The organism is Amycolatopsis sp. NPDC028719 (assembly GCF_055565395.1).
The window spans coordinates 367,439-391,174 of the sequence record NZ_JBVHUL010000002.1; the positions used below are offsets into that span (position 1 = coordinate 367,439).

Here is a 23,736-nt window from a genome sequence, read left to right on the forward strand (position 1 = left end):
GAGGGCGTTCTAACCGTCCTCGACACTCACGAGGTCTCCCCCGCGCGGGTGGTCAGCGGAGTTGTTCGAGGTCCTTGGCGGCGCGGGCGATTTCGTGGGCGAGGCTGCGCAGCTCGCCCGCGTCGGCGCCGTCGTCGGCCGCGGTGACGATGTCTTCCGCGGCGCAGCGGAGCTGGAAGAGCCGGTCCTGGAGGGCGGCGACCTCGGTGTCGGACAGGACGACGGCGTCTTCGGGCAGTCCGCTGCGCTGCAGTGCGGTGCGGCGTTCGTAGGCGCGCTGGCGGCAGGACTGGCCGCAGTAGCGGCGGCGGCGGCCGACGTTGCCGCCTTCGGGGAGGCGTCGTCCGCACCAGCCGCAGTGCCGGGGCGCGCCGCGGCGGGCGGGCACGACTTCGGCGGGGACGGGCTGGGCTAGTTCGGCGGCTTCCCTCACCAGGGAGACCCTAGCTGGCCACCGGTTGCTCATGCCGGGGTCATGGCGGAAGGGCACACTTGGGGGATGCAGGCGTCGTTTCCGTACCTGGCTGATCCGCTCCCCCGTGCGTTCGCTCACCGGGGGTGGCACCTCGATGAGCTCGAGGGGCTGGAGAACTCGTTGCCGGCGTTCCGGCGGGCGTGCGCGGAGGGGTACCGGTACCTCGAGACGGATGTGCACGCGACGGCGGACGGTGTGGTGGTCGTGCACCACGACGCGAACCTGGACCGGACGACCGACGGGTCGGGGCCGATCGCGACGCAGACGTGGGAGCAGCTGAAGAACGTCAAGGTCGGGGGGAAGGTCGCGCTTTCGCGGCTGGAGGACGTGCTGGAGGAGCTGCCGGGCGCGCGGTTCAACATCGATGTGAAGGCGAACCAGGCGGTGGAGCCGTTCGTGCGGGTGCTGGAGCGGACGGGGGCGTACGACCGGGTGGCCGCGGCGGCGTTTTCGGACGCGCGGCTGGTGCGGTTGCGGAAGCTGGCGGGGCCGAAGCTGGCGACGGCGGTGGGGCCCCGGTCGGCGTTCGTGCTGTGGAGCTGTGGGCGGTTCCCGTTGTTGCCGCTGCGGCGGCTGGTGCTGGGCGCGATGGCGCAGGTGCCGGTGCGGCAGGGAGCGTTGAAGGTGGTGGACAAGGCGTTCCTGAAGGTGGCCGGGCGGTGCGGGATCGAGGTGCACACGTGGACGATCGACGATCCGGCGGAGATGCGGATGTTGCTGGACCTGGGTGTGCACGGGATCGTGACGGACCGGCCGGATCTGCTGCGTGAGGTGCTGATCGAGCGGGGGACGTGGCAGCGGTCGCAGGAGCCGTGAGCGTCAGCGGGGTGGTTTGCCGTTCCAGGCGGCGTCCCAGGTCTTGGGGCCGAGCAGGCCGCTGTCCTTGATGCCGTTGGCGCGCTGGAGGTCCAGGACCGCGGTGCGGGTCTTGTCGTAGTAGCAGCCGGTGCCGGTGAAGCCGTAGCCGAAGGCGTTCATGCGGAGCTGGAAGGTTTTGAGCGGGGCGGCGCAGTCGCCGTAGGCGTAGACGACGCCGGGCCACGGCGGTTTGCCGCCCGGGGGCGGCGGGGTGGGTGCGGGGGCGGGTCCGCCGCCGCCGATGTAGGCGGCTTCGGCGTAGGTGGGGACGCGTTTGCTGCGGGCGTCGGCGTCGCCGGCGAGCTTGAGCATGCCGGCGCACTGCCAGGGTTGCCAGCCGCGCATGCGGTAGAGGTAGAGGGCGCGGTAGTCCTGTTCGGACGGGGCGGCCTGGTCGGGGCGGCCGGTGCCGCCGACGCTGCGCCAGGTGGGCAGGTCGAACTGGTAGGCGCCGTAGTAGCCGTTGCCGGTGTTGGTGGTGTAGCGGCCGCTCGACTCGCACATGCGGAGTTTGGCCCAGGCCGTCGGCGCGGGGTCCGCGGAGGCGACGGCGGGGACGGTGAGCTGCAGACCCAGGGCGGCGATCGCGAGAAGGAAGATTCTCGCGGCGGTGCGTCTCCGGTTCTGGATCATGGGAAGCACAGTAGGAGCGTGTCCCAGTGACCACAAGAGACACACTGCTCGCCTGAGTCTCACACGAAACACTCTTCACGGGAGTCAGCGACACGCGGTCACGCGCGGACCGCGCCTTCCCCGTAAGTGGCGGATGAGCACGAAACGACAAAGCGGACACGGTTTCGGGTGGTCCGGTCCCCTGGTTCGCGGCGCCCCAGTAGTCTCCGCGCTGACCTGCTGGTTTTCGAGGTGAAGGAGCCGTGGATGACGCTGGCCGGGACGCGCTCGACCAAGCGCGAGCGCTGGGGCTGGTATTTCTACGACTGGGCTAATTCGCCGTTCTATTCGTCGACGACGACGGTGTTCGGGGCCCTCTCGATGAGCACGATCGCGGCCGAGGACGCGAAGTCGAACTTCACCCTTAACGGGGACCGCGCTTGCCTCGACGCGGCCGGCAAGGCGGACACGCTCCACAACTGCGATGTGACGTTGTTCGGGCTGCACTTCCCCGCCGGTTCGGTGTGGGGCTACCTGCTGTCGGTGGCGACGGTGGTGCAGGTGCTGGTGCTGCCGATCGCCGGCGCGGTGGCCGACCGCAGCCACAACAAGCGCCGGATCCTGGGCGGGTTCGCGTTCCTGGGCGCGGCGGGCGCGGCGGCGATGTTCTTCTTCGCCGGTTCGGACTGGCAGCTGGGCGTGGTGCTGTTCGTCATCGCGAACATCGGCTACGGCGGTTCGCTGGTCGTCTACTACTCGTTCCTGGTCGACATCGGCGGGCCGGACGAGCGGGATGACATCTCGGCGAAGGGCTGGGCGTTCGGGTACCTGGGCGGCGGGCTCGCTTTGGTGTTGCAGCTGGGGCTCTACCTCGGCCATGACGCGTTCGGGGTGAGCAAGGACACGGCGGTGCAGATCTGCTTCCTGACCTCGGGGCTGTGGTGGGCGCTGTTCACGATCCCCGCGGTGCGGGCGCTCCCCCGCCGGCACACGCCGGTCGACGTCGCTCCGGGGCGGTCGGTGCTGCGGGCGGGGTTCGCGGAGCTGCGGCAGACGGTCGTGGCGGCGAAGGCGTATCCGTTGACGCTGGCCTTCCTGGGCAGCTACCTGGTCTTCACCGACGGGATCAACACCGTGGTGACGGTGTCGGCGCAGTACGGCAAGGACGAGCTGGGGTTCGGCAACGAGGTCCTGATCGTGACGATCCTGGTGATCCAGTTCGTGGCGTACCTGGGCGGGACGCTGCACGGGCTGGTGGCGCGGCGGATCGGGGCCAAGAAGACGATCCTGGGCAGCCTGGTGCTGTGGGTGGTGGTGCTGGCCGGGGCGTACTTCGTGCAGCCGAAGCAGCTGGCGCAGTTCCTGGCGGTGGCCGTGGGGATCGGGCTGGTGCTGGGCGGAACGAACGCGTTGTCGCGGTCGTTGTTCAGCCAGATGATCCCGGCGGGCAAGGACGCCCAGTACTACTCGCTCTACGTGGTGGGTGAGCGCGGGACGTCGTGGCTGGGTCCGCTGCTGTTCGCCGGCGTCGGGCAGGCGACGGGGTCGTTCCGGCTGGCGATCATCGCGCTGGTGGTCTTCTTCGCGGCGGGGCTGGTGCTGGTCTGGCTGGTGCCGGTGCGGCGGGCGATCGTGGCGGCGGGCAACACTCCGCCGGAGGTGCTGTGACGTGGCTCTTTCGGCTGTCACGTGGCGCGAGGTGACGGGCTCGTCAAGCCACCGATAGGGTCGGGTGTCGTGACCTTGTTGAACGACCGGGCCGCCGGCCCCGATCCGACCGACGCCCTCTCGTCGGTTCCCGCGGCCGGCTCGCGCCGCGGGACGCCGCCGGTGGGCAGGCTGAAGTTCTGCTACGGGCCGATGGACTGCGGGAAGTCGACGCTGGCGCTGCAGATCGACCACAACCACGCGCGTCAGGGCCGGCACGGGCTGGTGCTGGTGCGCCACGACCGGTCGGGCGCGCCGCAGATCTCGAGCCGGATCGGTCTGAGCCGGCAGGCGGTGGAGGTCGGCGAGGACACCGACGTGCGGGACCTGGTGCGGCAGGAGTGGTCGCGCGGGCAGCACGTGGACTACGTCGTGGTGGACGAGGCGCAGTTCCTCTCCCCCGGGCAGGTCGACCAGCTGGCGGAGCTGGCCGACGAGGTCGAGATCGACGTGTACTGCTTCGGGATCGCGACGGATTTCCGGAGCCGGTTGTTCCCGGGGGCCGCTCGCCTGTTCGAACTGGCGGACGAACTGCAGCCGGTTCAGGTGGAGGTGCTGTGCTGGTGCGGGCTGCCGGGACGGTTCAACGCGCGGGTGCTCGACGGCGAGGTCGTGCGTGAGGGCGACACCGTTGTGGTGGCAGATACCGAACAATCCGTAGTTGAATCTTCAGCTTTGGCCGGTTTTGAGGCCGAAAACGCTACTGTGCGTTATCAGGTATTGTGTCGCCGCCACTTTCGAGCGGGTGACTTGGGGCCGGTTACTGGTCATCACGGTCAGTTACGGTTGACCTGACGTGGGTGCCAGTAGCCCATCCGGGGGATATCAGCACTAAGAAGGCCGTATTGACGTCACGCCGAAGCGCGAAACGCCTCCTACTAGAGGAAGCTGATGCCGTTGGGTGACGCAGCTCATCGTGAGCAACGACATGGCAGCCCGGGAATCCTCGGGGGCCCCAAGTCGTTGCATAGGGTGAGCATCACCCAGGCTCCACCCGGAGCTGACTGAAAGGACCCATCATGGCCGACCGTGTTCTTCGTGGAAGCCGGCTGGGAGCGGTCAGCTACGAGACCGACCGCAACCACGACCTCGCCCCCCGCCGCACCGTGCGTTACGCCTGCCCGAAGAACCACGAGTTCGAGGTGCCGTTCTCCGACGACGCCGAGATCCCGACGGTCTGGGAATGCCGCCTGCACGGCAGCGAATCGGAGATCGTGGACGGCGGGCAGCCCGAGCAGAAGAAGGTCAAGCCGCCGCGCACCCACTGGGACATGCTGCTCGAGCGGCGCACGATCCCCGAGCTCGAGGACCTGTTGAACGAACGTCTCGCCGAGCTGAAGGGCCGGCGGACCTCCCGGTCCGCCTAAGCCCCTGAGCGTCGGCCCGTAGCCACCGCTCCCACCACAACGGAAAGGCCCCCGCGACCTCCCCCCGCGGGGGCCTTTCGCATGCCCAGGCCACCAACCGGCGTACCCGGAGGGTCGGCTCACGTACCCAGAGGGTCGGTTCGTGAGCCGACCCTCTGGGTACGCGCTATGCCGGCGTGCCGCGAAACGGGCCGTGCAGGGCCGCCCACTGCAGGAGCATGATCGTCTTCGCGTCCGCGATCTCGCCCGTCCCGATCATCTTCAGGGCGTCCTCGAAGCGCAGCTCCAGCACCTCGATGTCCTCGCCTTCCTCGGCGATGCCGCCGCCCTCGCCGCGGTCGGCCGGGTCGTACGGCGCCGCGTAGCAGTGGAGGCGCTCGGTCACCGAGCCCGGGCTCGTGTACACGTCGAACACGTGCTCCGGCTCGCCGATGAGCACCCCGGTCTCCTCCTGCGCCTCGCGGCGGATCGCCGTCTCCGGGGCGTCGGCGTCCAGCAGGCCCGCCGCGGCCTCGATGAACATCCCGTCCGGATGGTCGTTGACGTACACCGGGTAGCGGAACTGGCGGGTCAGCAGCACCGTCCCGCCCGCCACGTCGTACAGCAGCACCGTCGCCCCGTTGCCGCGGTCGTAGGTTTCGCGCTGTTCGGTCGTCCAGCGGCCGTCGCCGTGCCGGTAGTCGAACGTCGTGCGGCGCAGCACGTACCAGGCCGACGACAGCAGTTCCACGTTGGTGACCCGGACGCGCGGGTTGCGCGACAGGCTTGCCGATGAGGTCATCCCCCGACCATAATGTGCACGACTCGGCAAAAACAAGGAGGATTGTGCATGCTGGTCGGTGAACGCCGCGACCTGCTGCTCGCCCGGCTCGCGGCCGACGGCAAGGTGCTGGCGAAGGACGTCGCGGCCGAACTGGGCGTCTCGGAGGACAGCATCCGCCGCGACCTGCGCGACCTGGCCGCCGCCGGGCTCTGCCAGCGCGTCTACGGCGGCGCGCTGCCCGTCTCCCCCGCCGTCGCCGACTACGCGAGCCGGACGGCGATCGCCGTCGACGGCAAGGACCGGGTCGCCGCGATCGCCGCCGGCCTGGTCCGGCCCCGCTCGACGGTCATCCTCGACGGCGGCACCACCACCCTCGCCGTCGCCAACGCCCTGCCGAAAGACCTCGAAGCCACCGTCGTCACCCACAGCCCGACCGTCGCCGTCGCCCTGCTCGGCCACCCCGGCATCGAGGTCTTCCTGCTCGGCGGGCGGCTGTTCCGGCACTCCGCGGTCACCTGCGGCGCCGCCGCGGCCGAGGCCGCCCAGGCGATCAGCGCCGACGTCTTCCTGCTCGGCGTCACCGGCGTCCACCCCGACGCCGGGCTCACCACCGGCGACGCCGAGGAAGCCGCGATGAAACGCACCTTGGCCCGCCGCGCCGCCGACACCTACGTGCTGGCCAGCGCCGAAAAGCTCGGGGCGGCCTCGCGGTTCACCGTGCTGCCGTTCGCCGACATCGCCGGCGTCATCACCGACGCCGGCGAGTCCGACCAGAACGTGCAGAAACTGGCAGCGGTCGGGGTCGCGTTCCCCGGTCGGTGACCTCGACGTACCACTCGCGGCCGGCCACGAGCGCGAACACCGGCGCCGGCAGCCACACGAGCACCCGCAGCACCGACGCGAGCCGCCCGCCACCGCGCACGTCGGACACGTGCGCGGCCAGCGCCGCCTGCTTGCGCCCGGCGAACCGCCGCACGTCGAAGCGGTGGGTGATGGCCGAGGCCGGGCTGAAGAGCCGGCCGAGAGCGGCCTGGTCGTACCGGAACGGGATCCGCAGGGCACGGACCACCCGGACGAGCCGGACGACGACGTCGCGCGGCATCGTCGCCTCCAGCAGCCGCGTCCCGGTCAGCCGGGCCGCCCGCCGGGCGACCTCGTGGACCTTGACGTGGTCGCGGTGGCCGTAGCCGCCGTGGGGGTCGTAGCCGAGCAGGAGGTCGGCCTTTTCCTCGTGCAGCAGGGCGGCGAGCCGGTGCGCGGCCTCCTCGGTGTCCGCGCGGGCGAAGCGCTGCCGGCCGGGCGGATCCGGGTACAGCTCGGGCCCGTGCCCGCTGTCGGCGTAGCCGAGGTGCACGACGCGCCGGACGCCGAGGATGGCCGCGCTCGCCTCCAGTTCGGCCCACCGCGGGGTCGGGTGTTCCGCGGACATGCCGTCGGTGGCCACGACGACCACCACCCGGTGCCCGTCGGCCGCCGCGCGGGCCAGGGTGCCGCCGCTGAGCACCACGGGGTCGTCGGCGTGGGCGTGGAAGGCCACGATGGTCGTCATCGGCCCCATGATGGCCGATGACGGGAGAAGACGGCATGAGTGAGCACCGGGTCCGGTTCGCGGCGCTGTTCGACGCCGAGGTGCGGCCGCACAACGAGCGGTTCCGCGCCGCGGCCGCCGTCAAGCCGGGCGAAGACATCCTCGACGTCGGCTGCGGCACCGGCGAATCCACCCGCGAAGCCGCGCGGGCGGGCGCGACCGCGCTGGGCGTCGATGTCTCGGAGCAGGCGATCGCCAAGGCCCGCGAACTCGGCGGGGCGAGCTTCGAGGTGGCCGACGTGCAGACCCGCGCGTTCCCGGCCGCGGCGTTCGACGTCGTGCTCAGCCGGTTCGGGGCGATGTTCTTCACCGACCCGCCCGCGGCGTTCGCCCACCTCGCCCGCGCGCTGCGGCCGGGCGGGCGCCTGGTGCTGCTGGTGTGGCAGGAACGGGCCCGCAACGAGTGGTATTCGGTGCTGCACGACGCCGTCGCGCCCGGCACCACCCCGCCACCGGCCGGGCCGCACTTCTCCCTCGGCGACCGGGACCACACCGAAGCGCTGCTGCGGGCCGCCGGATTCACCGACGTCGGTTTCACCGAGCTGCACGAACCCGTCTGCTACGGCCCCGACGCCGCGATGGCGAGCGAGTTCGCCCTCGGTCTCAAGGATGTCCAGGAGCTGCCCACCGAAGACGCCGCGACCGCCGCGACCCGCCTCCGGGACGCGTTCGCGGCGTACGAGACTCCGGACGGCGTGCTGCTGGGCGCCCGGACGTGGATCGTGACCGCGCGGGTCAGCCGCGCTTGAGCAGCCGCCGCAGCTGCTGCCAGCGGCGCTCCACGCCCCACGTGGCCACCCGCAGGAACGCCTCGCGGATGATCGAGCCGTCCATCTTCGACTCGCCGATTTCGCGCTCGGTGAAGGTGATCGGCACCTCGACGATCTCGAACCCGGCTTCGGCCGTGCGGATCGTCAGGTCGATCTGGAAGCAATAGCCGTGCGAGTTGACTTCGTCCAGCGCCAGCTTCTCCAGCACCGGACGCCGGTAGGCCCGGAAACCGGCCGTGATGTCGCGGGTCCGCATGCCCAGCGCGAGCTGTGAATAGACGTTGGCGCCGCGCGAGAGCACCTGGCGCTTCAGCGGCCAGTTCACCACCGCGCCACCCGGCACGTACCGCGACCCGATGGCCAGGTCCGCGTCACCGACGGCGTCCAGCAGCCGCGGCAGGTCCTCCGGTGCGTGCGAGCCGTCGGCGTCCATCTCGACGATCGTGTTGTACTCCCGCGCCAGGCCCCAGCGGAACCCGGCGATGTAGGCCGCCCCCAGCCCCGCCTTCTCGGTCCGGTGCATGACGTGCACGTTCTTGTTCGCGGCCGCGCGCTCGTCGGCGAGCTCGCCGGTGCCGTCCGGGCTGCCGTCGTCCACTACCAGTACGTGCACGTCCGGGAGTACCTTGTGCAGGCGATCCAGGATCGGGCCGAGGTTCTCCCGCTCGTTGTACGTCGGGATCACCACCAGCACCGGCTCGATTTCCCGGGCCCCCCGCGGCGCCTGCGACATCCGTGCTCCTCCGATATCCGCGGCGGTCAGTCCGCCGCTTCCCCTGCCGTGCCGGCGCTGGTGCGCCGGGTGCGAAAACGGAGCACGAGCCCGCCGGCCACCCCGGCGATCGCCAGTGCCAGCAGCCCGTACTCCGTCCACGCACCGAGTCGATCCGACAGCGTAGTCTGCGTCCGCAGCGGGACGCGCCCGACCAGGGAATCGGCGGTGAAAAGGCCCGTTGAGCTGGTAACCGTTCCGTCGGGGGCGACGATCGCGCTCACTCCTGAGACGGCGGACACCACGACGGCGCGGCCGTGCTCGACCGCCCGCAGCCGCGACATGGCCAGCTGCTGGACGCTCATCTCGCTCTCGCCGTACCAGGCGTTGTTGGTCGGCACGACGAGCAGTTCGGCCCCGTCTCGGACCGCGTCGCGGCCGGGGTAGTCGAACGCGGCCTCGTAGCAGACGAACATGCCGACCCTGGTGCCCGCGACGTCCACGGCCTGGTTGGTGCCGTCGCCGGGGACCATGTCGACGGTCTCCTGGTCGAGGAACGGCGTGACGAGCTCGGCCAGCTTGCGGGCGGGCACGTACTCGCCGAAGGGCACCAGCTGCTGCTTCGCGTAGCGCTGCCCGGGCCCGGTGTGCGGGTCCCACGCGATGACGGAGTTCTGCAGGTGCCGGTCGGGCAGCTCGTAGATCGCGCCGATCAGCGCGGGCACGCCGAAGTTCGCCACGAGCTGGTCGACCTGCGGGTCCGGGCCGGTGACGGTCGTCGCGCTTTCCGGCCACAGCACCAGGTCGGGCTTCGGGACCTTCCCGGCGTGGATGGCGTCGAGCAGCCGTTCGCTCTCGGCGATGGTGTTGGCGCGCAGGACGGTACGTTCGCCCTGCAGCGCCAGGCCGATGTCCGGCGCGTTGCCCTGCACGGTCGCGACGGTGAGCTCGCCGTCCTGCGCGCCGGTGCCGACGGCCGGCCACAGCGCCAGGCCGGCGACCACGGGCAGCAGCGTGCCGGTGGCGGCGAAGACGGCCGGGCGGGTCCGCAGCGCCGCGATGAGCGCTTCACGGCCGTCCCAGAGCCGTCCGAGGAAGGCGGCGAGGCAGAAGCCGCTGAGGACGACGGCGAGGCCGACCAGCGGCGCGCCGCCGATCGAGGCGAGTGGCAGGAAGGCGCCTTCGGGCTGGCTGAAGGCGACCCGGCCCCACGGGAAGCCGCCGAGGGGGAACCACGCGCGGGGCGTCTCGAGCGCGACGAACACCAGCGCGGCCCACAGCGGCCCGGCCGGCAGGCGGGACACCCACGTGATGAGGCCGCCGGCGAGGCCGTAGTAAAGCGCCAGCGCGAACGACAGGCCCAGCCACGGCCACGGCCCGAAGTCGGGGCCGAGGAAGTCCAGCAGCCACGTCAGCAGCGGCAGGAAGAACACGAACCCGAACGCGAAGCCGTAGCCGAACGCGCCGCGGAAGCTCCGGCGGCCGCGCAGCACGAGCGCGAACCCGGCGAACGCCAGCGGCGCCAGCCACCACAGCGGACGCGGGGCGAAGCTCAGGTAGTAGGCGAACCCGGACACCAGTGCCGCGGCCAGGCGCAGCAGCCAGGCACGCGGGAACCGCCGGGTACGGGCGGGTTGGTGCGGGGCGCCCGGTTCGGGGTCCGCCACGGTGACTGCCACGGAAGACGACTCTAGGTGATGGTGTCGTGGAGGACTTCACCCGCGCGGACCGTGCGCAGGCAGTGCGGCAGGGCGGCGTCCGGTTCGAGCCGCGGCAGCGGGGGCACGCCGGCGCGCGGGTCGGTGGACCAGCGCTGCACTCGGCTGTCCGGGGTCGCGACGACGAGGTCGGTCGCGTCCCAGATCGCGTAGTGCGCCGGCGCGCCCGGGACGAGACTGCCGGTGACGCCGTCGTTGACGCCGGCCGCCCGGTGCCCGGCGCGGGTGTGGGCGGTGAACGCGGCGCGCGGGGACAGGCCGGCGCCCGGGGTGCGGTGGTAGGCGGCCGCGCGGACGCTCGCCCACGGGTCCAGTGGCGTCACCGGCGCGTCGGAGCCGAAGGCCAGCAGGACTCCTTCGGCGGCCAGCGTCGAGAACGGGTTGAGCCCGGCGGCGCGGTCGCCGAGGCGGTCGGCGTACATGCCGCTGTCGCCGCCCCAGAGCGCGTCGAACAGCGGCTGCACCGAGGCGACGACACCCCAGCCGGCCAGCAGCTTCGCCTGCTCGGCGGTGACCATCTCCAGGTGCTCGAGCCGGTGGTGCCGGGCTGCCAGCGCGCGCTGGCCGACCTCCTTCTCGGCGAGCCGGAAGCCTTCGACGACCTCGGCCACGGCGGCGTCGCCGATCACGTGGAAGCCGGCCTGCAGCCCGGCTTCGGTGCAGGCGGCCAGGTGCTCGCCGATGCGGTGCGCGTCGAGGTAGAGGGTGCCGGAGCCGGTGTGGTCGGCGTACGGCGTTGTCAGGGCGGCGGTGTGGGAGCCGAGGGCGCCGTCGGCGAACAGGTCGCCGGCCAGCCCGCGTGCGCCGAGCTCGCGGGCGGTGCCGATCGCGCCGAGCTCGCCCCAGTAGCCGACGACCTCGGGGGTGTCCGGTCCGGCGAGGGCGAGCAGGGCGGCGAGGTCGTCGCGGCCGGAGATGTCGGGGCCGGCGCATTCGTGGACGCTGACGATGCCCTGGGCGGCGGCCTCGGCGAGGAACGCGCGCTGGGCGCGTTCGCGCTGTTCGGGGGTGATCGCGGCGCGCACCGCCGCGCGGACGGCGTGGTGGGCGGCGCGGGTCAGCGGGCCCGCGGGCGACCAGCCGTCGGCGTCGCGGTCGGCCGGCGCCAGCTCGACCAGCGCGGTGGAGACCAGCGCGGAGTGGACGTCGACGCGGCTGAGGTAGACGGGCGTGGTGCCGGCGGCGTCGTCGAGCTCGGCGCGGCTGGGCAGCCGGGAGTCGGTCCAGCCGCTTTCGTCCCAGCCGTGGGCGAGCAGGACCTGGCCGGGGACGACGGCGTCGCGCACGCGGGCCAGCAGTTCGGCGCCGCTGCGGACGCCGGTGAGGTCGAGGCCGCTCAGGTGCAGGCCGGTGGCGGTGGCGTGGACGTGGGCGTCGACGAAGGCGGGCGCGACGAACGCGCCGTCGAGGTCGACGACGTCGGCGCCGGGGTGGAGGGTGCGGGCCGGGGCGTCCTGGCCGACCCAGACCACGGTGCCACCGGTGACCGCCATCGCCGTGGCGTCCGGGCCGGCGGGGGTGTAGATGCGCCCGCCGAGCAGGAGCGTCGTGTGTTCGTCCGTCACGCCCTTGAGTCTCCCCCGGGCGGCGGGGCCCTCGGCACCTGGGTGAAGACACCCCAGCAGGCAGGAAGATTTACTCCGCGAGAACGATATGACAGGATATTTTAACGCGTTCCCGACGACTAGGAGTACAAGTGACTGCGACCCAGGAACCTGTGACGCCTGCCGCCGCCTTCGACCAGCCCTACGAGTACGCCCGCGCCGAGCTGGTGGAACCCGACTGGCGCCGCTTCCCCGGCTGGCACGGCGTGACCGAGGCCGAGTGGCGTGACGCGCAATGGCAGCGGGTGCACTGCGTCCGCAACGCCAAGCAGCTGCGCGCCCTGATGGGCGACCTGCTGGAGGAGCGCTTCTACGACGACCTGCTCGCCGACCAGCGCGAGATGGCGACCATGTCGATGCTGCTGCCGCCCCAGATGCTCAACACGATGGCGCCGACGGCGGGCACCGACCCGGCGAAGGTGACCGAGGCGTTCTACGCCGACCCGATCCGCCGGTACATGCTGCCGGTCAAGAGCGACCGCGACGTCACGTGGCCGAGCCACCCGCACTCGGAACGCGACTCGCTGCACGAGGCCGAGATGTGGGTCGTGGAGGGGCTGACCCACCGCTACCCGACCAAGGTGCTGGCCGAGATGATTTCGACCTGCCCCCAGTACTGCGGCCACTGCACCCGCATGGACCTGGTCGGCAACTCGACCGAGCAGGTCGAGAAGCACAAGCTGACGCTCAAGCCGGTCGACCGCCAGGACGCGATGATCGCGTACCTGAAGAAGACCCCGGGCGTGCGCGACGTGGTGGTCTCCGGCGGCGACGTGGCCAACGTGCCGTGGCCGCAGCTGGAGTCGTTCCTGATGCGCCTGATGGACATCGACACGGTCCGCGACATCCGCCTGGCGACGAAGGCCCTGGCGGCGCTGCCGCAGCACTGGCTCCAGCCGAAGGTCGTCGAAGGCCTGGAGCGCGTCGCCGTGACCGCCCAGCGCCGGGGTGTCAACCTGGCGATCCACACGCACGTGAACCACGCCCAGTCGGTGACCCCGCTGGTGGCGGAGGCGGCCCAGACGGCGTTGAACGTGGGTGTCCGCGACGTCCGCAACCAGGGCGTCCTGATGCGCGGGGTCAACGCGACGCCGGCGCAGCTGCTGGACCTGTGCTTCGCGCTGCAGGGCGAGGCGAACATCCTGCCGTACTACTTCTACATGTGCGACATGATCCCGAACGCGGAGCACTGGCGGGTTTCGGTGCATGAGGCGCAGGAGCTGCAGCACTCGATCATGGGGTACCTGCCCGGGTACGCGACGCCGCGCATCGTGTGCGACGTGCCTTATGTCGGGAAGCGGTGGGTGCACCAGCTGGCCGACTACGACCGTGAGCTGGGGATCTCGTACTGGACCAAGAACTACCTGACCAGCGTGGACAAGGCCGACGCCGAGGACCGGGGCGAGGCTCTGCAGCGGCGCTACCCCTACTACGACCCGATCTCCACCCTGCCCGAGGCAGGCCAGACCTGGTGGGCCAACCGCTCCCGCTGACGCCGACGCGTCACCGTTCGAGAGGTGTGCCGAGGGGTGCCGTGGGGCCCGATCCGGGCCGCGCGGCACGGGCTGTGACGACGGACGTCACCTACGTCGACAACGTCGTCGAAAGCCTGATCCTCGGCTGGCGGCGCGGCCACCCGGGCCAGGCCTACTTCGTCACCGACCAGCACCGCGTCGTCTTTCGTGAGTTCATGGAGACGATGTTCGACATCTACGGCGTCCACACGCCACCGCCGAACGCGAAGTACCGGTGCCGGCCCTGTGGTTCCTCGCGCAAGAGTGCACTCTGCGGACCGGCAAGGCCGTCGCCGAACTCGGGTACCGGCCGATCGGTCGCACGCGGACGGCTTGGCCACCACCGGGAACTGGGCGGCAGCAGTGCGATGAGGATCGGGCTCCTCGGAGCCGGGCAGCCCGGCTCCGAGGAGCCCGCGGCGCTGGTGGTGCGAGCCGGGCACGACGTATGGGGTGGCCGAGGCGGAGGTCTCACCCGCCGGTCAGGATGTCCGGGTCGCCTTCGAACCAGGCGTTGTCGATGACCAGCTTGCTGATCCGCCAGCTGCTCCCGTCACGGACCACTTCGGCGTCGTAGCGGTTCATCATCAGCGCGTGGCGCGTCCGGTCGGGTTTCGGTCCGTCGCCCGGCTTGAAGTGCTGGGCCATGGCGTAGCACTTGAGGGTGGCGGTGTCACCGGTGACCGTGATGCGGACGTTGGACACCGCGTGGCTGATGTCCAACGGGCCGACGGCCGGGATGAGGCTGTCCACGACCACCTGCCGCGGTTGCAGCGCCGGGAACGCGAATCCGATCTTCGCGGTGGCCGGGGACAGGTCGACGACGGCGTCCTCGGTCAACGAGGAGGCGAGCAGGTCGGCGTCCCCGAAGTCGAGCCCGGCGGTGTAGCGGTGGACCGCGTCGGTGATCGCGGCGTGGTCGGTCAGCGTGCGCAGAAGCGGGTCAGTCATGGTGGGGTCCGTTCTCGGTCGGGACGATGTTGTGGTTGAGCCGCAGCGTGTTCGTCGGGTCGTAGCGGCGTTTGGCGGCGCGCAGGCGGTCCCAGGTCGGGGTGTCGTAAGCGGTCTGGACGGCGTCCATGTCCTCCGTGGACATGAAGTTCAGGTACCGCCGTCCGGTGCTCCACGGGGCGAGCCGGGCGAACAGCCGGTCGGCGAACGCGTTCTGGGCAGTGAGTTCGGCAGGCATTCCGACGGCCACCACCCAGACGACGAACTGCCCGTCGCGGTGTCCCGCCGCGTGCGCGGCCGGCCCGCTCAGTGCCCCGCCGAGGTGGCGCAGCTCGACGAAGTGCACCGGGCAATCCGCCTCGGGACCGGCCAGCTCCAGCAGCTCCTGCACCGCCTCTTCGGGCAGCGATGCGACCACCTCGGTGCGCTCCAGGAACGGGGCGGGGTCCACGGGGTCGGAGTGGATTTCGGCGAACGAGCCGAACGGCATCTCCCGCAGCGTGTCCAGCAGCACCGGCGCCGCCGCCCGCAGCGGCGCCGCGAGCGCGGCGCCGTCGCCGGCCGAGCCGATGTAGGAAAACCGCACGTGGACGACGAACTTCCCGGCGAGCAGGTCCGGCACGCCGGGCAGCGGCGGCAGCCGCAAGAAAGCGATCGACGTCGTGAGCGCGTCCGGTGCGTTCTCCGCGACCTTCGCGTACGTCCCGAGCACGGCGGATGCGTCGGTACCGGCGAAGAACAGTCCCCCCGCGTACAGCCGCTCGACCGGGAAGAGCCCGAACTCCAGGGCGGTGACGACACCCAGGTTGCTCTTGCCGCCGAGCAGGGCGTTGAACAGGTCGGCTTCGGCCTGCGGGCCGGTGCGGTGGTGCACGCCGTCGGCGGTGACCACCTCGATCGCGGTCACGTGGTCCGCGGCCCACCCGTACGCGCGGCCCAGCATCGGGCTCAGCCCGCCGCCGAGGGTGTAGCCGACGACCCCGACCAGCGGGGACGAGCCGGCGAGCGGGGCGAGGCCGTGCTCGGCCGCGGCGTCGACCACGGCCTGCCAACGCTCCCCCGCGGCGACGCGCACGCTGCGGCGCACGGGGTCGACCTCGACGCCGGTCATCCGGCGGGTGGTGATGAGCACGGCGCCGTCCGCGGGAACGATCGCCTGGTGCCCGGTGGCCAGCACGGCGGCGGGAAGGTCGTGGCGGGCGGCGTAGCGCAGGGCCGCGCTCACGTCGGCCGCGCGGGTGGCGCCGACCACCACGGCCGGGCGGTGGGTCACCGCCAGGTTGTAGGTCGCGCATTCTTCGGCGTACCCGGTCGATCCGGGGTGCAGTACCGGGCCGGCGACCACGTCGGCCAGCTCATCCGGTGTTTTCGGTGAATCCATGCCCCGAGTCCACCGGTGCGGTGTCGACATCGGGTCGACACCGCGTCGACGACCCGTCGATCAAGAACGCAGCAAGGACTCGCGCGCTTCGGTGTGGTCGCCGACCTGCGCGGTGATCGCCAGTGTTTCGGAGCGCCACTGCTCATCCCAGTCACCGTCGTCCGCCAGGCGGTGGCGCAGCAGCCGGCGCAGCGCCGCCCGGCAGGCCACCTCCCCCAGCCGGTCGCGGGCGCGGCGGCGCGCGAACGCCTTGATCAGGGGCAGGAAGTGGTACGTGCCATCCGGTCCGCTTTCGAGGACGTGGGCGTCCACCAGGGACTCCAGGCTCGCGGTCGCCTGCACCGGGGGCAGGTCGAGCAGGGCGGCCGCCGCTGCCGGGGTCAGTGCCGAGCAATCGGGCACCGCGCACAGGTGGAAGGCGTTCAGCAGCCCTGGTGACAGCAAGGTTTCGGCGCGGCGGAACGGGGCGTCGACGATCTTGCAGTCTTCGTGCATGACCACCGGCTGCCGGAGATCGTCGTCGAGCTGCTCGGCGATCCGCGCGAGCGTCCAATGCGGACGAGCGAGCAGGCGCGCGGCCGCGACGTGGACCGACAGCGGCTGGTGGGAGCATGCGTCGAGGAGCCGGCGGGCGGTTTCCGGCTCGGTCCGCAGGCGGTCCTCGCCCGCCACCGCGCCGAGCAAACGCACCGAGTCGCCGGGCAGCAGCGGGCCCAGCCGGATCCAGGGCACTCCCGGCAGGTCGATCATCCTGGTCACGCTCGTGACGATCGCGGCGGATCCGGGCGTACCGGGCAGCAGGTGCCGGATCTGCTCGTGGTCGCGGGCATCGTCGAGGACGACGAGGACTCGCCGGCGAGCCAGCGAAGTACGCCACAACGCGGATCGCTCGTCCAGGGATTCGGGTACCGCGGCCACCCCGATCGCGCGGAGGAAACGCCCGAGCACCTCGTGGGGGTCGGCCGGCGCGTCCGCCGCCCGCAGGTCGGCGAACAGGCTGCCGTCGGGGAACTGCGCGGCGAGGGCGTGGGCGACGTGGATCGCCAGCGCCGTCTTCCCCATACCGCCGAGGCCGGTGATGCCGGCGATGGCGGCCCGGCCGGAGCCGGTGAGCAGGCCGGTCAGTTCGGCGGACTCCCGTGCTCGCCCGGTGAACAGCGGCTGTCCGGCCGGGATCTGCGCCGGCACCGCCCCCGTCGCGGCTGCGGCGGGGGCGCCGAGCGCCGGGTCGGCGCGGAGCAACCGCTGGTGCAGGCGGCGCAGCCGCTCGCCGGGATCCGCGCCCAGCTCCTCCCGCAACAGGTGCTGCACCTCGGCGAACACCGCCAGCGCCTCCCCCGGCCGGCCTCGGCGGGCCAGGGTCAGCATCTGGAGCTCGCGCAGGCGTTCCCGCATCGGGTACTCGGCGACCAGCGAGCCGAGCACTTCGTCCGCGGCGTCGAGCTCATCCAGCCCGACCTCGTGGGTCAGCCGTTCTTCCCACGCGGTCAGGCGAAGCCGCTCGAGTTCCTCCCGTTCCCGCTCCAGGTAGGGGCCGCGGGCACCCATGAGGGCGGGCCCCGTCCAGCACTCCAGTGCCTCGCGCAGTTTTTGCGCGGCCGTTGCCGGGTCGCCCCTCTTCTCGGCGACGCGGGCACCGGCGATCGAAAGCTTGAACCGGGCGAAGTCGACCGATTCCGGGGCCGTCCGCAACCGGTAGCCGCCGGCGACCGACTCGATCGGCGAGTCGGTTCCCAGGACCCGGCGCAGCCGGTAGACGTAGGTCCGGACCGTCCCTCGCGCCCCCGGCGGGGCTTCCCCTTCCCAGAGGGCATCCACGATCTGGTCCAGGGAGGTGGCGCGGTCGGCGCGCAGGAGCAGCAGCGCCAGGACCGAGCGCTGCTGCGGCGACCCCAGGTCGACGTCCGCACCCGCGCGTGATGCACTGATCGCGCCCAGCACTGTGAATCTGATCACCGGCCCCCGCCTGTCGCTCGTGTGTCGCGTCGGCGACCGCTCACCGGCCAGTCTAGGCGCCGCGGCCGCGAAGCCTCCTCCGTGCTGCGCAACGGCGATCGACCGCGGGGGGTGAGTGGTGACCGGACGTGTCGAAGCGACCTCCCGACGCGTGACCAGGCGCAGAGTTCCGCGCCAGGCCCGGCCTTCCGGGATAGCTCACGAACATGAGTGGTCTCCCTTGTGAAACCACCCGTATTCTCCGACGATCAGGACCAGCCGGACCGCACCTCGGCGGTGTCCTGCAACCGGTGCACCCAGTCGGCTTCCACCGGCGGGCCGGCCCACGATTCGTCGGTGGCCGCCAGGACACCTCCCTCGACCGGCTTGAACGTCCAGAGGTGCACACCGGTGATGCCGTTCACCGGAGCGCCCCACGCAGTGCAGCGCAGCGGGCCCGGGGTCTCCTTCGGCTGACCACCGGTGCGGCCCTGTCGACGGTCACGCCCCGGCATTCCCGAGAGGTTTCGGCGGAGGAACCGGCCGAGGCCACAGTCTGCGAGGACAACGTCATCGCGACGCCCGCGGTCACGACGCCGAGGCCGCGGAGGAGGGTGTTCGTCATCGTCGTCCTTTCATTCGTGAGGAAGGCAATTCGCACTCAGAAGATGGCCAGCGGGTTCACCGGCAGGCCGGTGGTGCCGAGGATGCGGGGAACCGCGGCCACGAACAGGAAGGTGTGACGACCTTGTTCCTCGCAGACCTCGACGAGTTCTTCACCGCGAGCGCCGTCGATCAGCACCAGGCCGAGCCGGCCGAGCCCCAACCGGTGCAGTGCACCGGGAAAATCGTCCTTCAGCGGCGGTGACGCATCACCGATGTCCCCGGCGTAAACGGCGATCCCGCGGTCGTGCATCCACCGGACCGCGCCCGCGGTCATCCCCGGCAGGGCCCGGCCGTGATCGGGAACCCGGTCCCAGCCCGCCCGCACCACGAGCGCGTCACCCGGCTGCACATCGACGTCTCCCCGCGCCGCCGCGGTTTCCAGGTCCTCGGCCGTGACCGCGTGGCCGTCGGGCAGCTTGCCGCCCGGGGCCAGGTCGAGCAGCACGCCCCGGGTCACGATCCCGTCGGCGAACACGTCCGCGGCGCCGTGGGTCACTCCCCCGGGTCCGGAGCTCTCCGGCTGCGCGATCCCGGGGTAGACCCGCCCGTCCATGACCATGTGCGACAACGCATCCAGGTGCGTGACCTCGGGGTGGTGCGTCGTGATGAGCATCAGCTCGGCCATCGCCGTCGGCGACGAGCCGGTGAACGACATGATGGTCTGCACGCCCGTGGTGTCCGCCTGCAGGGCGGCCATCGGCCCGCCCATCAGCGGCGCGGCCGGGGTCCTGCGCGCCAGGGAAACCGCCAATCCGGTACGTGCCTGGGCAACGCCGCGCGCGCGGGCTTCCGTGGTGATCAGGTTGACGGTGCCGAGCTGGTCGGTGTCGCCCCAGCGGCCCCAGTTGCTGGGGAATTCGGCAGGGTTCAGATCCATTGCTGTTTCCTCGACTCGTGGATTGCGGGCTGAGTGAACCGAACGCGCACGCCAGCGATACCTGGTGACCCGAGCCGACATTTCCGGTCACGTCAGTACACACGCGCCAATACGTCGCAGGCGATGGATCGGCGAGCCCCGGTGGTCGTCGGCTGCTCGGATCAGGACCGGACTTCCAGGAAGAGCAGCAGGCATGCACCAAGATCGTCACCGAACCGGCCCGCGGCCACCAGCCCATCCGGTGCCCACCTGGTGCCCATCCCGGTGGGCACCGGATGGATACAGTCGGGTGCATGACTTCACTCGGGCACACCGTGCGGGAGCTGCGGCGGCGGTCGTTCGCCGGTCGGGACGAGGAGGTCGCCGTCTTCCGGGACGCGCTGGGCGCGCCTGGTGTGCTTTTCGTGCACGGGGTCGGCGGAGTGGGCAAGAGCGCGTTGCTCGACGTGTTCGCCGACATAGCCATCGAGAAAGGCTTCGACCCGGTGAGGGTGGATGCCCGGCACCTGGCTCTCGGGCCGGGAGCGCTGCCCGACCCGGCCGGCGACGTGCCCGCGGTGCTGCTGATCGACACCTACGAACTGCTGGAACCGATCGACGACTGGATCCGCGAGCACTACGTGCCGTCCCTTCCGGCGTCCTGCGTGGTGGTGATCGCCGGGCGACGAGGCCCCGGGCCGCGGTGGCGCGCGGACCCGGCGTGGCGGACGTTGATGCGGGTCGTCGAGCTCGGCAACCTGTCGCCGCGGGACGGGTCCGCCTACCTGGTCGCTCAGGACGTTCCCGCGGAGATGCACGACCGGTTGCTGAAGATCAGCCGTGGCCACCCGCTCACCCTGTCGATGGTGGTGGACGCCGTGCGCCGCGGAGCCGCGCCGCGAGTCTTGTCGGACCTCCCCGGCGGAGTGGGCGCGCTGCTGACCCAGCTGCTCGACGAAGTACCGAGCACCCGCCATCGCCTGGCGCTGGACGTGTGCGCGCTGCTGCTCGTCACCACCGAGGACCTGATGCGGTCGATGACCGGCGAGGACGCCGGGGAGTTGTTCGCCTGGCTGCGGGCCCAGCCGTTCATCGAAGAATCCCCGTACGGGCTCTACCCGCACGACGTGGTCCGCGACGCCATCACCGCCGACCTGCGCTGGCGCGACCCCGTCCGGTACTCCGAGCTGTACCGCAAGAAACTCGCCGTGTTCCACGACCAGGTCCGGGCGACGGCGAGCGAACGCGAACAGCTGGATCTGGCCGTGCTCACCGTCGTGCTGAACGGCACTCGTTCCCCGCACGCCGCGCTGGCGTCGCTGCCGCCGACGATGCAGGCGTACGCCGACGGCCTGCACGACGGCGACCGGTCGGCCATCGTCGCCATGACCGCGCAGTGGCAGGGGCGTGAGCAGGCGGAGCTGGCGGCGTACTGGATGGAGCGCCGCCCCGAAGCGTTCCGGGTCTTCCGCACCGCGACCGGCGAACCGCACGGTTACGGCGCGCGCCTGGACCTGACCGAGGCCGACCTCGGCGTGGACCCGGGCGCCGACGCGATGTGGGAATATGCCTCGAAGTACGGGCCGCCGCGCGCCGGTGAACAGGTCCGCGCCTGGCGCTTCTTCCTCGACCGCGACCACGGGCAACGCCCGTCACCGTCGCTGACGCTGTTCGTCGCGTGGCAGATCCTGGACATCCTCCTGATCGGCGGTGACACGGCTTGGAGCTTCGTCGGCGCGTTCGACGACGGTGAACTCTGGGCCCCCTCGATGGAATCTCTCGACTTCTGGGCCGCCGACGAAGCCGACTACGCTGTCGGCGAGGCCCGGTTCGCGGTGTTCGCACACGACTGGCGCCGAACCGGCATCGCGAAATACACGGACCTGCTGCACGCGTGCCAGATGGGCGTGCCGACGCGACCGGCCGGACAGGCCCTCGCCGAAGAAGCAGTGCTGTCCCAGCCGGAGTTCACCGAGGCCGTCCGCTCCGCCCTGCGCACCCTGCACACGCCGGAACTCCTGCGGTCGAGCCCACTGTTGCAGTCCCGCATGGTCCGGCGGCACGGACGAGCCGAACGCACCCCCACCGAAACCCTGCGGGAACTGCTCGGCGAAGCCGTCGCCACCCTGGAGCCCGATCTCAGCGTGCTGATCGATCGTACGTTCCTGCGACCGACCGGCGTTCAAGAGCGCGTCGCGGAATCACTGCACCTGTCGTTCAACACCTACCGACGGCACCGGGACAAGGCCATCGCACGGCTGACCGAGGTGCTGTGGGACCACGAAGCAGGACGCCACCATGACTAGGGAAAGGCGCTCATCTTCCTGCGGCGACACGGTTTGACAGCACTCTCGCATTGGGGACAGGGTTGTAGTGCTGCAGGCAGTGCGACAATCAACGCATGCCTGAATCTGAATCCGGATCCGTTGCCAGGTCCGCATCGCGGGCGGAAGTGGTGCCGGTGGTATCCGGTCGCCGGTGACCTCATCCCGGCGCGGTGCTGTTGCTGACTACCGGCGGGTTGCTGAGCGGCGGCGCGTTCTTCGACCTGTGCACCATCAGCGTTCCACTGGGCGGCGTGCTTGTCGTAACGGTGGTGTTCATGGGTCGCCCACGTCTGCGGCGAGATCGCACTGGTCACCGAGGGCGCAAGGGCAAGTTCGAGCATCGGTGTGGGCATGGAGATGCTCGTAGGTGCCGGGCTTGCCGCGATCGTCGCGCTGGTGGCTCTGTTCCGCAGGCAACCCACGCCGCACCGCGCCGCGCCCACCTTGGACGGCACCATCGGCGAGCGCAACACCGACCCACGCAGCCGCAACCCCGACCCAGCAGGCCCGGGGTCGTGCCCGAACGCAGCCCCGCACATGCTCAGTAGGCATCCTCCCGAAGGTCCGCGGGCGGATTTGCTGCCCACTCACCGATCCGGACCTGGACTCGTTACTCGACGAAGGTTGCGTGACGAGCCCCTAGATGGTGACGACGAGTTTGCGCGCGGAGACTCCGGCCCGCAGGGCGGTCAGAGCATCGGTTATGGCGTGCAGGCCGTGTCCGACGACATCGGCGGTGGGTGCTGCCACGTACCGTCTGTCACGCAACGCCCGAGGGAGGAAGTCGGCGTAGATCGCGGGGCCGATCGGGCTCGAAATCGGCTTCCCGCCCCGGATACCCGAGACCCGGACCCCGTGCACCCGCGCCCGGAGGCCGATGGGGGTCGCAGCCGCTCCGGGAAAGGCCGTGGCGATCCGTTTCGACCCGGCGGCTGAGCGTGCGATGGCCACCGTCGGCTTGAGTGAGCCCTGACCGAGATCGATCGTACCGGCAAGGTACCGGCCGGCCACGTACTCGACGATCTGCGCCGGGGCAGCTTTGTCGCTGTAGTCGAAGCATTGTTGAGCCCCGAGAGCCTCCACAGTGGCGAAGTTGCGGGGCGAGGCGGTGGCGATCACGTCGTAGCCGGCATTGACGGCGAGCTGGATGGCGTTGCTGCCGACGCTGGTCGATCCACCCCACACCAGGATGACCTGTCCGCGCGGTGCGACCGATGCTCCCGGCAAAGGTAGGGCGAGTTGGTCGCGCTCGAACAGTCCTGCCGACGCGGTCGAGATCGCGAGCGGCAGGACAGCGGCCTGCTCGTAGGACAAGTCCTCCGGGATCGGCGCGCACAGATGCTCGAGCAACACGCTGTAGTGCTGAAACGCGCCTTCCGCGGCGCGGTTGCGGATGCGCGCTTGACCTGCCGCATGACCGGCTACGCGGTCGCCGACGTGCAGCCGGGTGACCGCCGCACCGACCTCGACGACGACACCGGCGACATCGGTGCCAAGCACGGCCGGGTACCGCAGGTGGGGCATCGCGATGCGACGCATTGCGCCGGTGAGCGTGTCCACGGGGTTGACCGCGACAGCACGGACGCGAACGACCACCTCGTTCGGGCCGGGGGCAGGTGCGGGCGCCGGCCCGGCGGTGAACGCGCCACCGGCGGACGGCAACCACAAGGCTTCGTTTTCGACTTTCATGTGTTCTTCTTCTCCTTGTCGGCGCACTCGGTCGGCTCAGCCCGAAAGCCGGCCGGCGAGCATCCGCTCGTTGAACTGAGCGCGGACAGCATCGACAGTGGCCTGCTCGTCCAAAGCAGCGGCAAGGTCGGTGCCATCGAGCAGCGCGAGGTTGGCGCCTACCCCGTAGGGGGGCATGAGGTGAGCCGCGTCGCCGAGCAGGTGCTCGCGCACGGCTTCGGGGTCATCAAGGCAGCCCGCGAG

General features: G+C 71.2%; 22 protein-coding genes. 8 read left to right on the forward strand and 14 right to left on the reverse strand.

Going from position 1 to position 23,736, the window contains the following annotated elements; translation table 11 throughout:
- Positions 1-52: 52 nt before the first annotated feature.
- A complete protein-coding gene (locus tag ACZ4TR_RS09695) occupies positions 53-433 on the reverse strand; it encodes a hypothetical protein (protein ID WP_364524330.1) in 381 nt (126 codons plus the stop codon).
- Between the two features lie 66 nt (positions 434-499).
- On the opposite strand from ACZ4TR_RS09695, the gene ACZ4TR_RS09700 reads away from it, so the two are divergent.
- Positions 500-1,291 carry a glycerophosphodiester phosphodiesterase gene (locus ACZ4TR_RS09700; RefSeq protein ID WP_465286651.1) on the forward strand — a complete coding sequence of 264 codons (792 nt, stop codon included), beginning with the start codon at positions 500-502 and terminating at the stop codon, positions 1,289-1,291.
- Positions 1,292-1,294: 3 nt separating this feature from the next.
- Here the strand turns inward: ACZ4TR_RS09700 and ACZ4TR_RS09705 are convergent, their stop codons facing one another.
- Entirely contained in the window at positions 1,295-1,966 is a 672-nt protein-coding gene (locus ACZ4TR_RS09705) for a transglycosylase family protein (protein ID WP_465286652.1), read from the reverse strand.
- Positions 1,967-2,212: 246 nt separating this feature from the next.
- On the opposite strand from ACZ4TR_RS09705, the gene ACZ4TR_RS09710 reads away from it, so the two are divergent.
- The 3 genes from ACZ4TR_RS09710 (at position 2,213) to ACZ4TR_RS09720 (ending at position 5,019) form a co-directional block, all read left to right on the forward strand.
- Positions 2,213-3,613: an MFS transporter gene (locus ACZ4TR_RS09710; RefSeq protein ID WP_465286653.1), complete on the forward strand. Its 1,401-nt coding sequence runs from the start codon at positions 2,213-2,215 to the stop codon at positions 3,611-3,613.
- 69 nt (positions 3,614-3,682) lie between these two features.
- Complete coding sequence (locus ACZ4TR_RS09715) at positions 3,683-4,447, forward strand: thymidine kinase (protein ID WP_465286654.1); 765 nt, start codon at positions 3,683-3,685, stop codon at positions 4,445-4,447.
- A gap of 224 nt (positions 4,448-4,671) precedes the next feature.
- Positions 4,672-5,019, forward strand: coding sequence for an RNA polymerase-binding protein RbpA (locus tag ACZ4TR_RS09720; protein ID WP_003081521.1), 348 nt, complete (start codon positions 4,672-4,674; stop codon positions 5,017-5,019).
- A 166-nt stretch (positions 5,020-5,185) separates the two neighbouring features.
- On the opposite strand, the gene ACZ4TR_RS09725 is transcribed toward ACZ4TR_RS09720, so the two are convergent.
- Complete coding sequence (locus tag ACZ4TR_RS09725) at positions 5,186-5,800, reverse strand: NUDIX domain-containing protein (RefSeq protein ID WP_465286655.1); 615 nt, start codon at positions 5,798-5,800, stop codon at positions 5,186-5,188.
- A 48-nt stretch (positions 5,801-5,848) separates the two neighbouring features.
- On the opposite strand from ACZ4TR_RS09725, the gene ACZ4TR_RS09730 reads away from it, so the two are divergent.
- Positions 5,849-6,604, forward strand: a complete 756-nt coding sequence (locus tag ACZ4TR_RS09730) for a DeoR/GlpR family DNA-binding transcription regulator (protein WP_465286656.1) — start codon at positions 5,849-5,851, stop codon at positions 6,602-6,604.
- Here ACZ4TR_RS09730 and ACZ4TR_RS09735 read toward each other — a convergent pair.
- The gene (locus ACZ4TR_RS09735) at positions 6,531-7,331 is read right to left on the reverse strand and encodes a PIG-L deacetylase family protein (RefSeq protein ID WP_465286657.1); all 801 of its coding nucleotides are present in this window, start codon (positions 7,329-7,331) and stop codon (positions 6,531-6,533) included. The two genes, ACZ4TR_RS09730 and ACZ4TR_RS09735, sit on opposite strands and share 74 nt — an antisense overlap.
- A 35-nt stretch (positions 7,332-7,366) precedes the next feature.
- Here ACZ4TR_RS09735 and ACZ4TR_RS09740 point away from each other — a divergent pair, with 35 nt between their 5' ends.
- Positions 7,367-8,119, forward strand: coding sequence for a class I SAM-dependent methyltransferase (locus tag ACZ4TR_RS09740; protein WP_465286658.1), 753 nt, complete (start codon positions 7,367-7,369; stop codon positions 8,117-8,119).
- Here ACZ4TR_RS09740 and ACZ4TR_RS09745 read toward each other — a convergent pair.
- From ACZ4TR_RS09745 to ACZ4TR_RS09755, 3 genes are read right to left on the reverse strand one after another with little or no spacing between them, the layout of a single operon-like run.
- The gene (locus ACZ4TR_RS09745; RefSeq protein ID WP_465286659.1) at positions 8,106-8,873 is read right to left on the reverse strand and encodes a polyprenol monophosphomannose synthase; all 768 of its coding nucleotides are present in this window, start codon (positions 8,871-8,873) and stop codon (positions 8,106-8,108) included. The genes ACZ4TR_RS09740 and ACZ4TR_RS09745 overlap by 14 nt on opposite strands.
- A gap of 26 nt (positions 8,874-8,899) precedes the next feature.
- Complete coding sequence (lnt, locus tag ACZ4TR_RS09750) at positions 8,900-10,531, reverse strand: apolipoprotein N-acyltransferase (protein WP_465286660.1); 1,632 nt, start codon at positions 10,529-10,531, stop codon at positions 8,900-8,902.
- Positions 10,532-10,542: 11 nt separating this feature from the next.
- Positions 10,543-12,135 carry an amidohydrolase gene (locus tag ACZ4TR_RS09755; protein WP_465286661.1) on the reverse strand — a complete coding sequence of 531 codons (1,593 nt, stop codon included), beginning with the start codon at positions 12,133-12,135 and terminating at the stop codon, positions 10,543-10,545.
- Positions 12,136-12,266: 131 nt separating this feature from the next.
- Here ACZ4TR_RS09755 and ACZ4TR_RS09760 point away from each other — a divergent pair, with 131 nt between their 5' ends.
- Positions 12,267-13,667, forward strand: a complete 1,401-nt coding sequence (locus ACZ4TR_RS09760; protein WP_465286662.1) for a KamA family radical SAM protein — start codon at positions 12,267-12,269, stop codon at positions 13,665-13,667.
- A gap of 492 nt (positions 13,668-14,159) precedes the next feature.
- On the opposite strand, the gene ACZ4TR_RS09765 is transcribed toward ACZ4TR_RS09760, so the two are convergent.
- The 5 genes from ACZ4TR_RS09765 to ACZ4TR_RS09785 form a co-directional block, all read right to left on the reverse strand.
- Positions 14,160-14,639 (reverse strand): nuclear transport factor 2 family protein, encoded by a 480-nt coding sequence (locus ACZ4TR_RS09765; protein ID WP_465286663.1) that lies wholly within the window; start codon positions 14,637-14,639, stop codon positions 14,160-14,162.
- Positions 14,632-16,020, reverse strand: a complete 1,389-nt coding sequence (locus tag ACZ4TR_RS09770) for an FAD-binding oxidoreductase (RefSeq protein WP_465286664.1) — start codon at positions 16,018-16,020, stop codon at positions 14,632-14,634. Before ACZ4TR_RS09770 ends, ACZ4TR_RS09765 begins: the two co-directional genes overlap by 8 nt.
- A 60-nt stretch (positions 16,021-16,080) precedes the next feature.
- Positions 16,081-17,976 carry an AfsR/SARP family transcriptional regulator gene (locus ACZ4TR_RS09775; RefSeq protein WP_465286665.1) on the reverse strand — a complete coding sequence of 632 codons (1,896 nt, stop codon included), beginning with the start codon at positions 17,974-17,976 and terminating at the stop codon, positions 16,081-16,083.
- Positions 17,977-18,224: 248 nt separating this feature from the next.
- Positions 18,225-18,470 (reverse strand): hypothetical protein, encoded by a 246-nt coding sequence (locus ACZ4TR_RS09780; protein ID WP_465286666.1) that lies wholly within the window; start codon positions 18,468-18,470, stop codon positions 18,225-18,227.
- A gap of 146 nt (positions 18,471-18,616) precedes the next feature.
- On the reverse strand, positions 18,617-19,498 hold the full coding sequence (locus ACZ4TR_RS09785) for a cyclase family protein (RefSeq protein ID WP_465286667.1): 882 nt from the start codon (positions 19,496-19,498) through the stop codon (positions 18,617-18,619).
- A 293-nt stretch (positions 19,499-19,791) separates the two neighbouring features.
- On the opposite strand from ACZ4TR_RS09785, the gene ACZ4TR_RS09790 reads away from it, so the two are divergent.
- Positions 19,792-21,783 carry an ATP-binding protein gene (locus tag ACZ4TR_RS09790; RefSeq protein ID WP_465286668.1) on the forward strand — a complete coding sequence of 664 codons (1,992 nt, stop codon included), beginning with the start codon at positions 19,792-19,794 and terminating at the stop codon, positions 21,781-21,783.
- A 660-nt stretch (positions 21,784-22,443) separates the two neighbouring features.
- Here the strand turns inward: ACZ4TR_RS09790 and ACZ4TR_RS09795 are convergent.
- Both ACZ4TR_RS09795 and ACZ4TR_RS09800 read right to left on the reverse strand, forming a co-directional pair.
- Entirely contained in the window at positions 22,444-23,493 is a 1,050-nt protein-coding gene (locus ACZ4TR_RS09795) for a zinc-binding alcohol dehydrogenase family protein (protein WP_465286669.1), read from the reverse strand.
- A gap of 36 nt (positions 23,494-23,529) precedes the next feature.
- The gene (locus tag ACZ4TR_RS09800) at positions 23,530-23,706 is read right to left on the reverse strand and encodes an FAD-dependent monooxygenase (protein WP_465286671.1); all 177 of its coding nucleotides are present in this window, start codon (positions 23,704-23,706) and stop codon (positions 23,530-23,532) included.
- Positions 23,707-23,736 lie beyond the last annotated feature (30 nt).

Excerpts from the sequence above, each read along its gene's own strand:
- ACZ4TR_RS09770 (WP_465286664.1), bottom strand. The coding sequence starts at position 16,020 with ATGGATTCACCGAAAACACCGGATGAGCTGGCCGACGTGGTCGCCGGC.
- ACZ4TR_RS09725 (WP_465286655.1), bottom strand. The coding sequence starts at position 5,800 with ATGACCTCATCGGCAAGCCTGTCGCGCAACCCGCGCGTCCGGGTCACC.
- ACZ4TR_RS09765 (WP_465286663.1), bottom strand. The coding sequence starts at position 14,639 with ATGACTGACCCGCTTCTGCGCACGCTGACCGACCACGCCGCGATCACC.
- ACZ4TR_RS09745 (WP_465286659.1), bottom strand. The coding sequence starts at position 8,873 with ATGTCGCAGGCGCCGCGGGGGGCCCGGGAAATCGAGCCGGTGCTGGTG.
- ACZ4TR_RS09790 (WP_465286668.1), top strand. The coding sequence starts at position 19,792 with ATGACTTCACTCGGGCACACCGTGCGGGAGCTGCGGCGGCGGTCGTTC.
- ACZ4TR_RS09740 (WP_465286658.1), top strand. The coding sequence starts at position 7,367 with ATGAGTGAGCACCGGGTCCGGTTCGCGGCGCTGTTCGACGCCGAGGTG.
- ACZ4TR_RS09735 (WP_465286657.1), bottom strand. The coding sequence starts at position 7,331 with ATGACGACCATCGTGGCCTTCCACGCCCACGCCGACGACCCCGTGGTG.
- ACZ4TR_RS09730 (WP_465286656.1), top strand. The coding sequence starts at position 5,849 with ATGCTGGTCGGTGAACGCCGCGACCTGCTGCTCGCCCGGCTCGCGGCC.
- ACZ4TR_RS09705 (WP_465286652.1), bottom strand. The coding sequence starts at position 1,966 with ATGATCCAGAACCGGAGACGCACCGCCGCGAGAATCTTCCTTCTCGCG.
- ACZ4TR_RS09785 (WP_465286667.1), bottom strand. The coding sequence starts at position 19,498 with ATGGATCTGAACCCTGCCGAATTCCCCAGCAACTGGGGCCGCTGGGGC.
- ACZ4TR_RS09720 (WP_003081521.1), top strand. The coding sequence starts at position 4,672 with ATGGCCGACCGTGTTCTTCGTGGAAGCCGGCTGGGAGCGGTCAGCTAC.
- ACZ4TR_RS09710 (WP_465286653.1), top strand. The coding sequence starts at position 2,213 with ATGACGCTGGCCGGGACGCGCTCGACCAAGCGCGAGCGCTGGGGCTGG.
- ACZ4TR_RS09795 (WP_465286669.1), bottom strand. The coding sequence starts at position 23,493 with ATGAAAGTCGAAAACGAAGCCTTGTGGTTGCCGTCCGCCGGTGGCGCG.
- ACZ4TR_RS09780 (WP_465286666.1), bottom strand. The coding sequence starts at position 18,470 with ATGCCGGGGCGTGACCGTCGACAGGGCCGCACCGGTGGTCAGCCGAAG.
- ACZ4TR_RS09700 (WP_465286651.1), top strand. The coding sequence starts at position 500 with ATGCAGGCGTCGTTTCCGTACCTGGCTGATCCGCTCCCCCGTGCGTTC.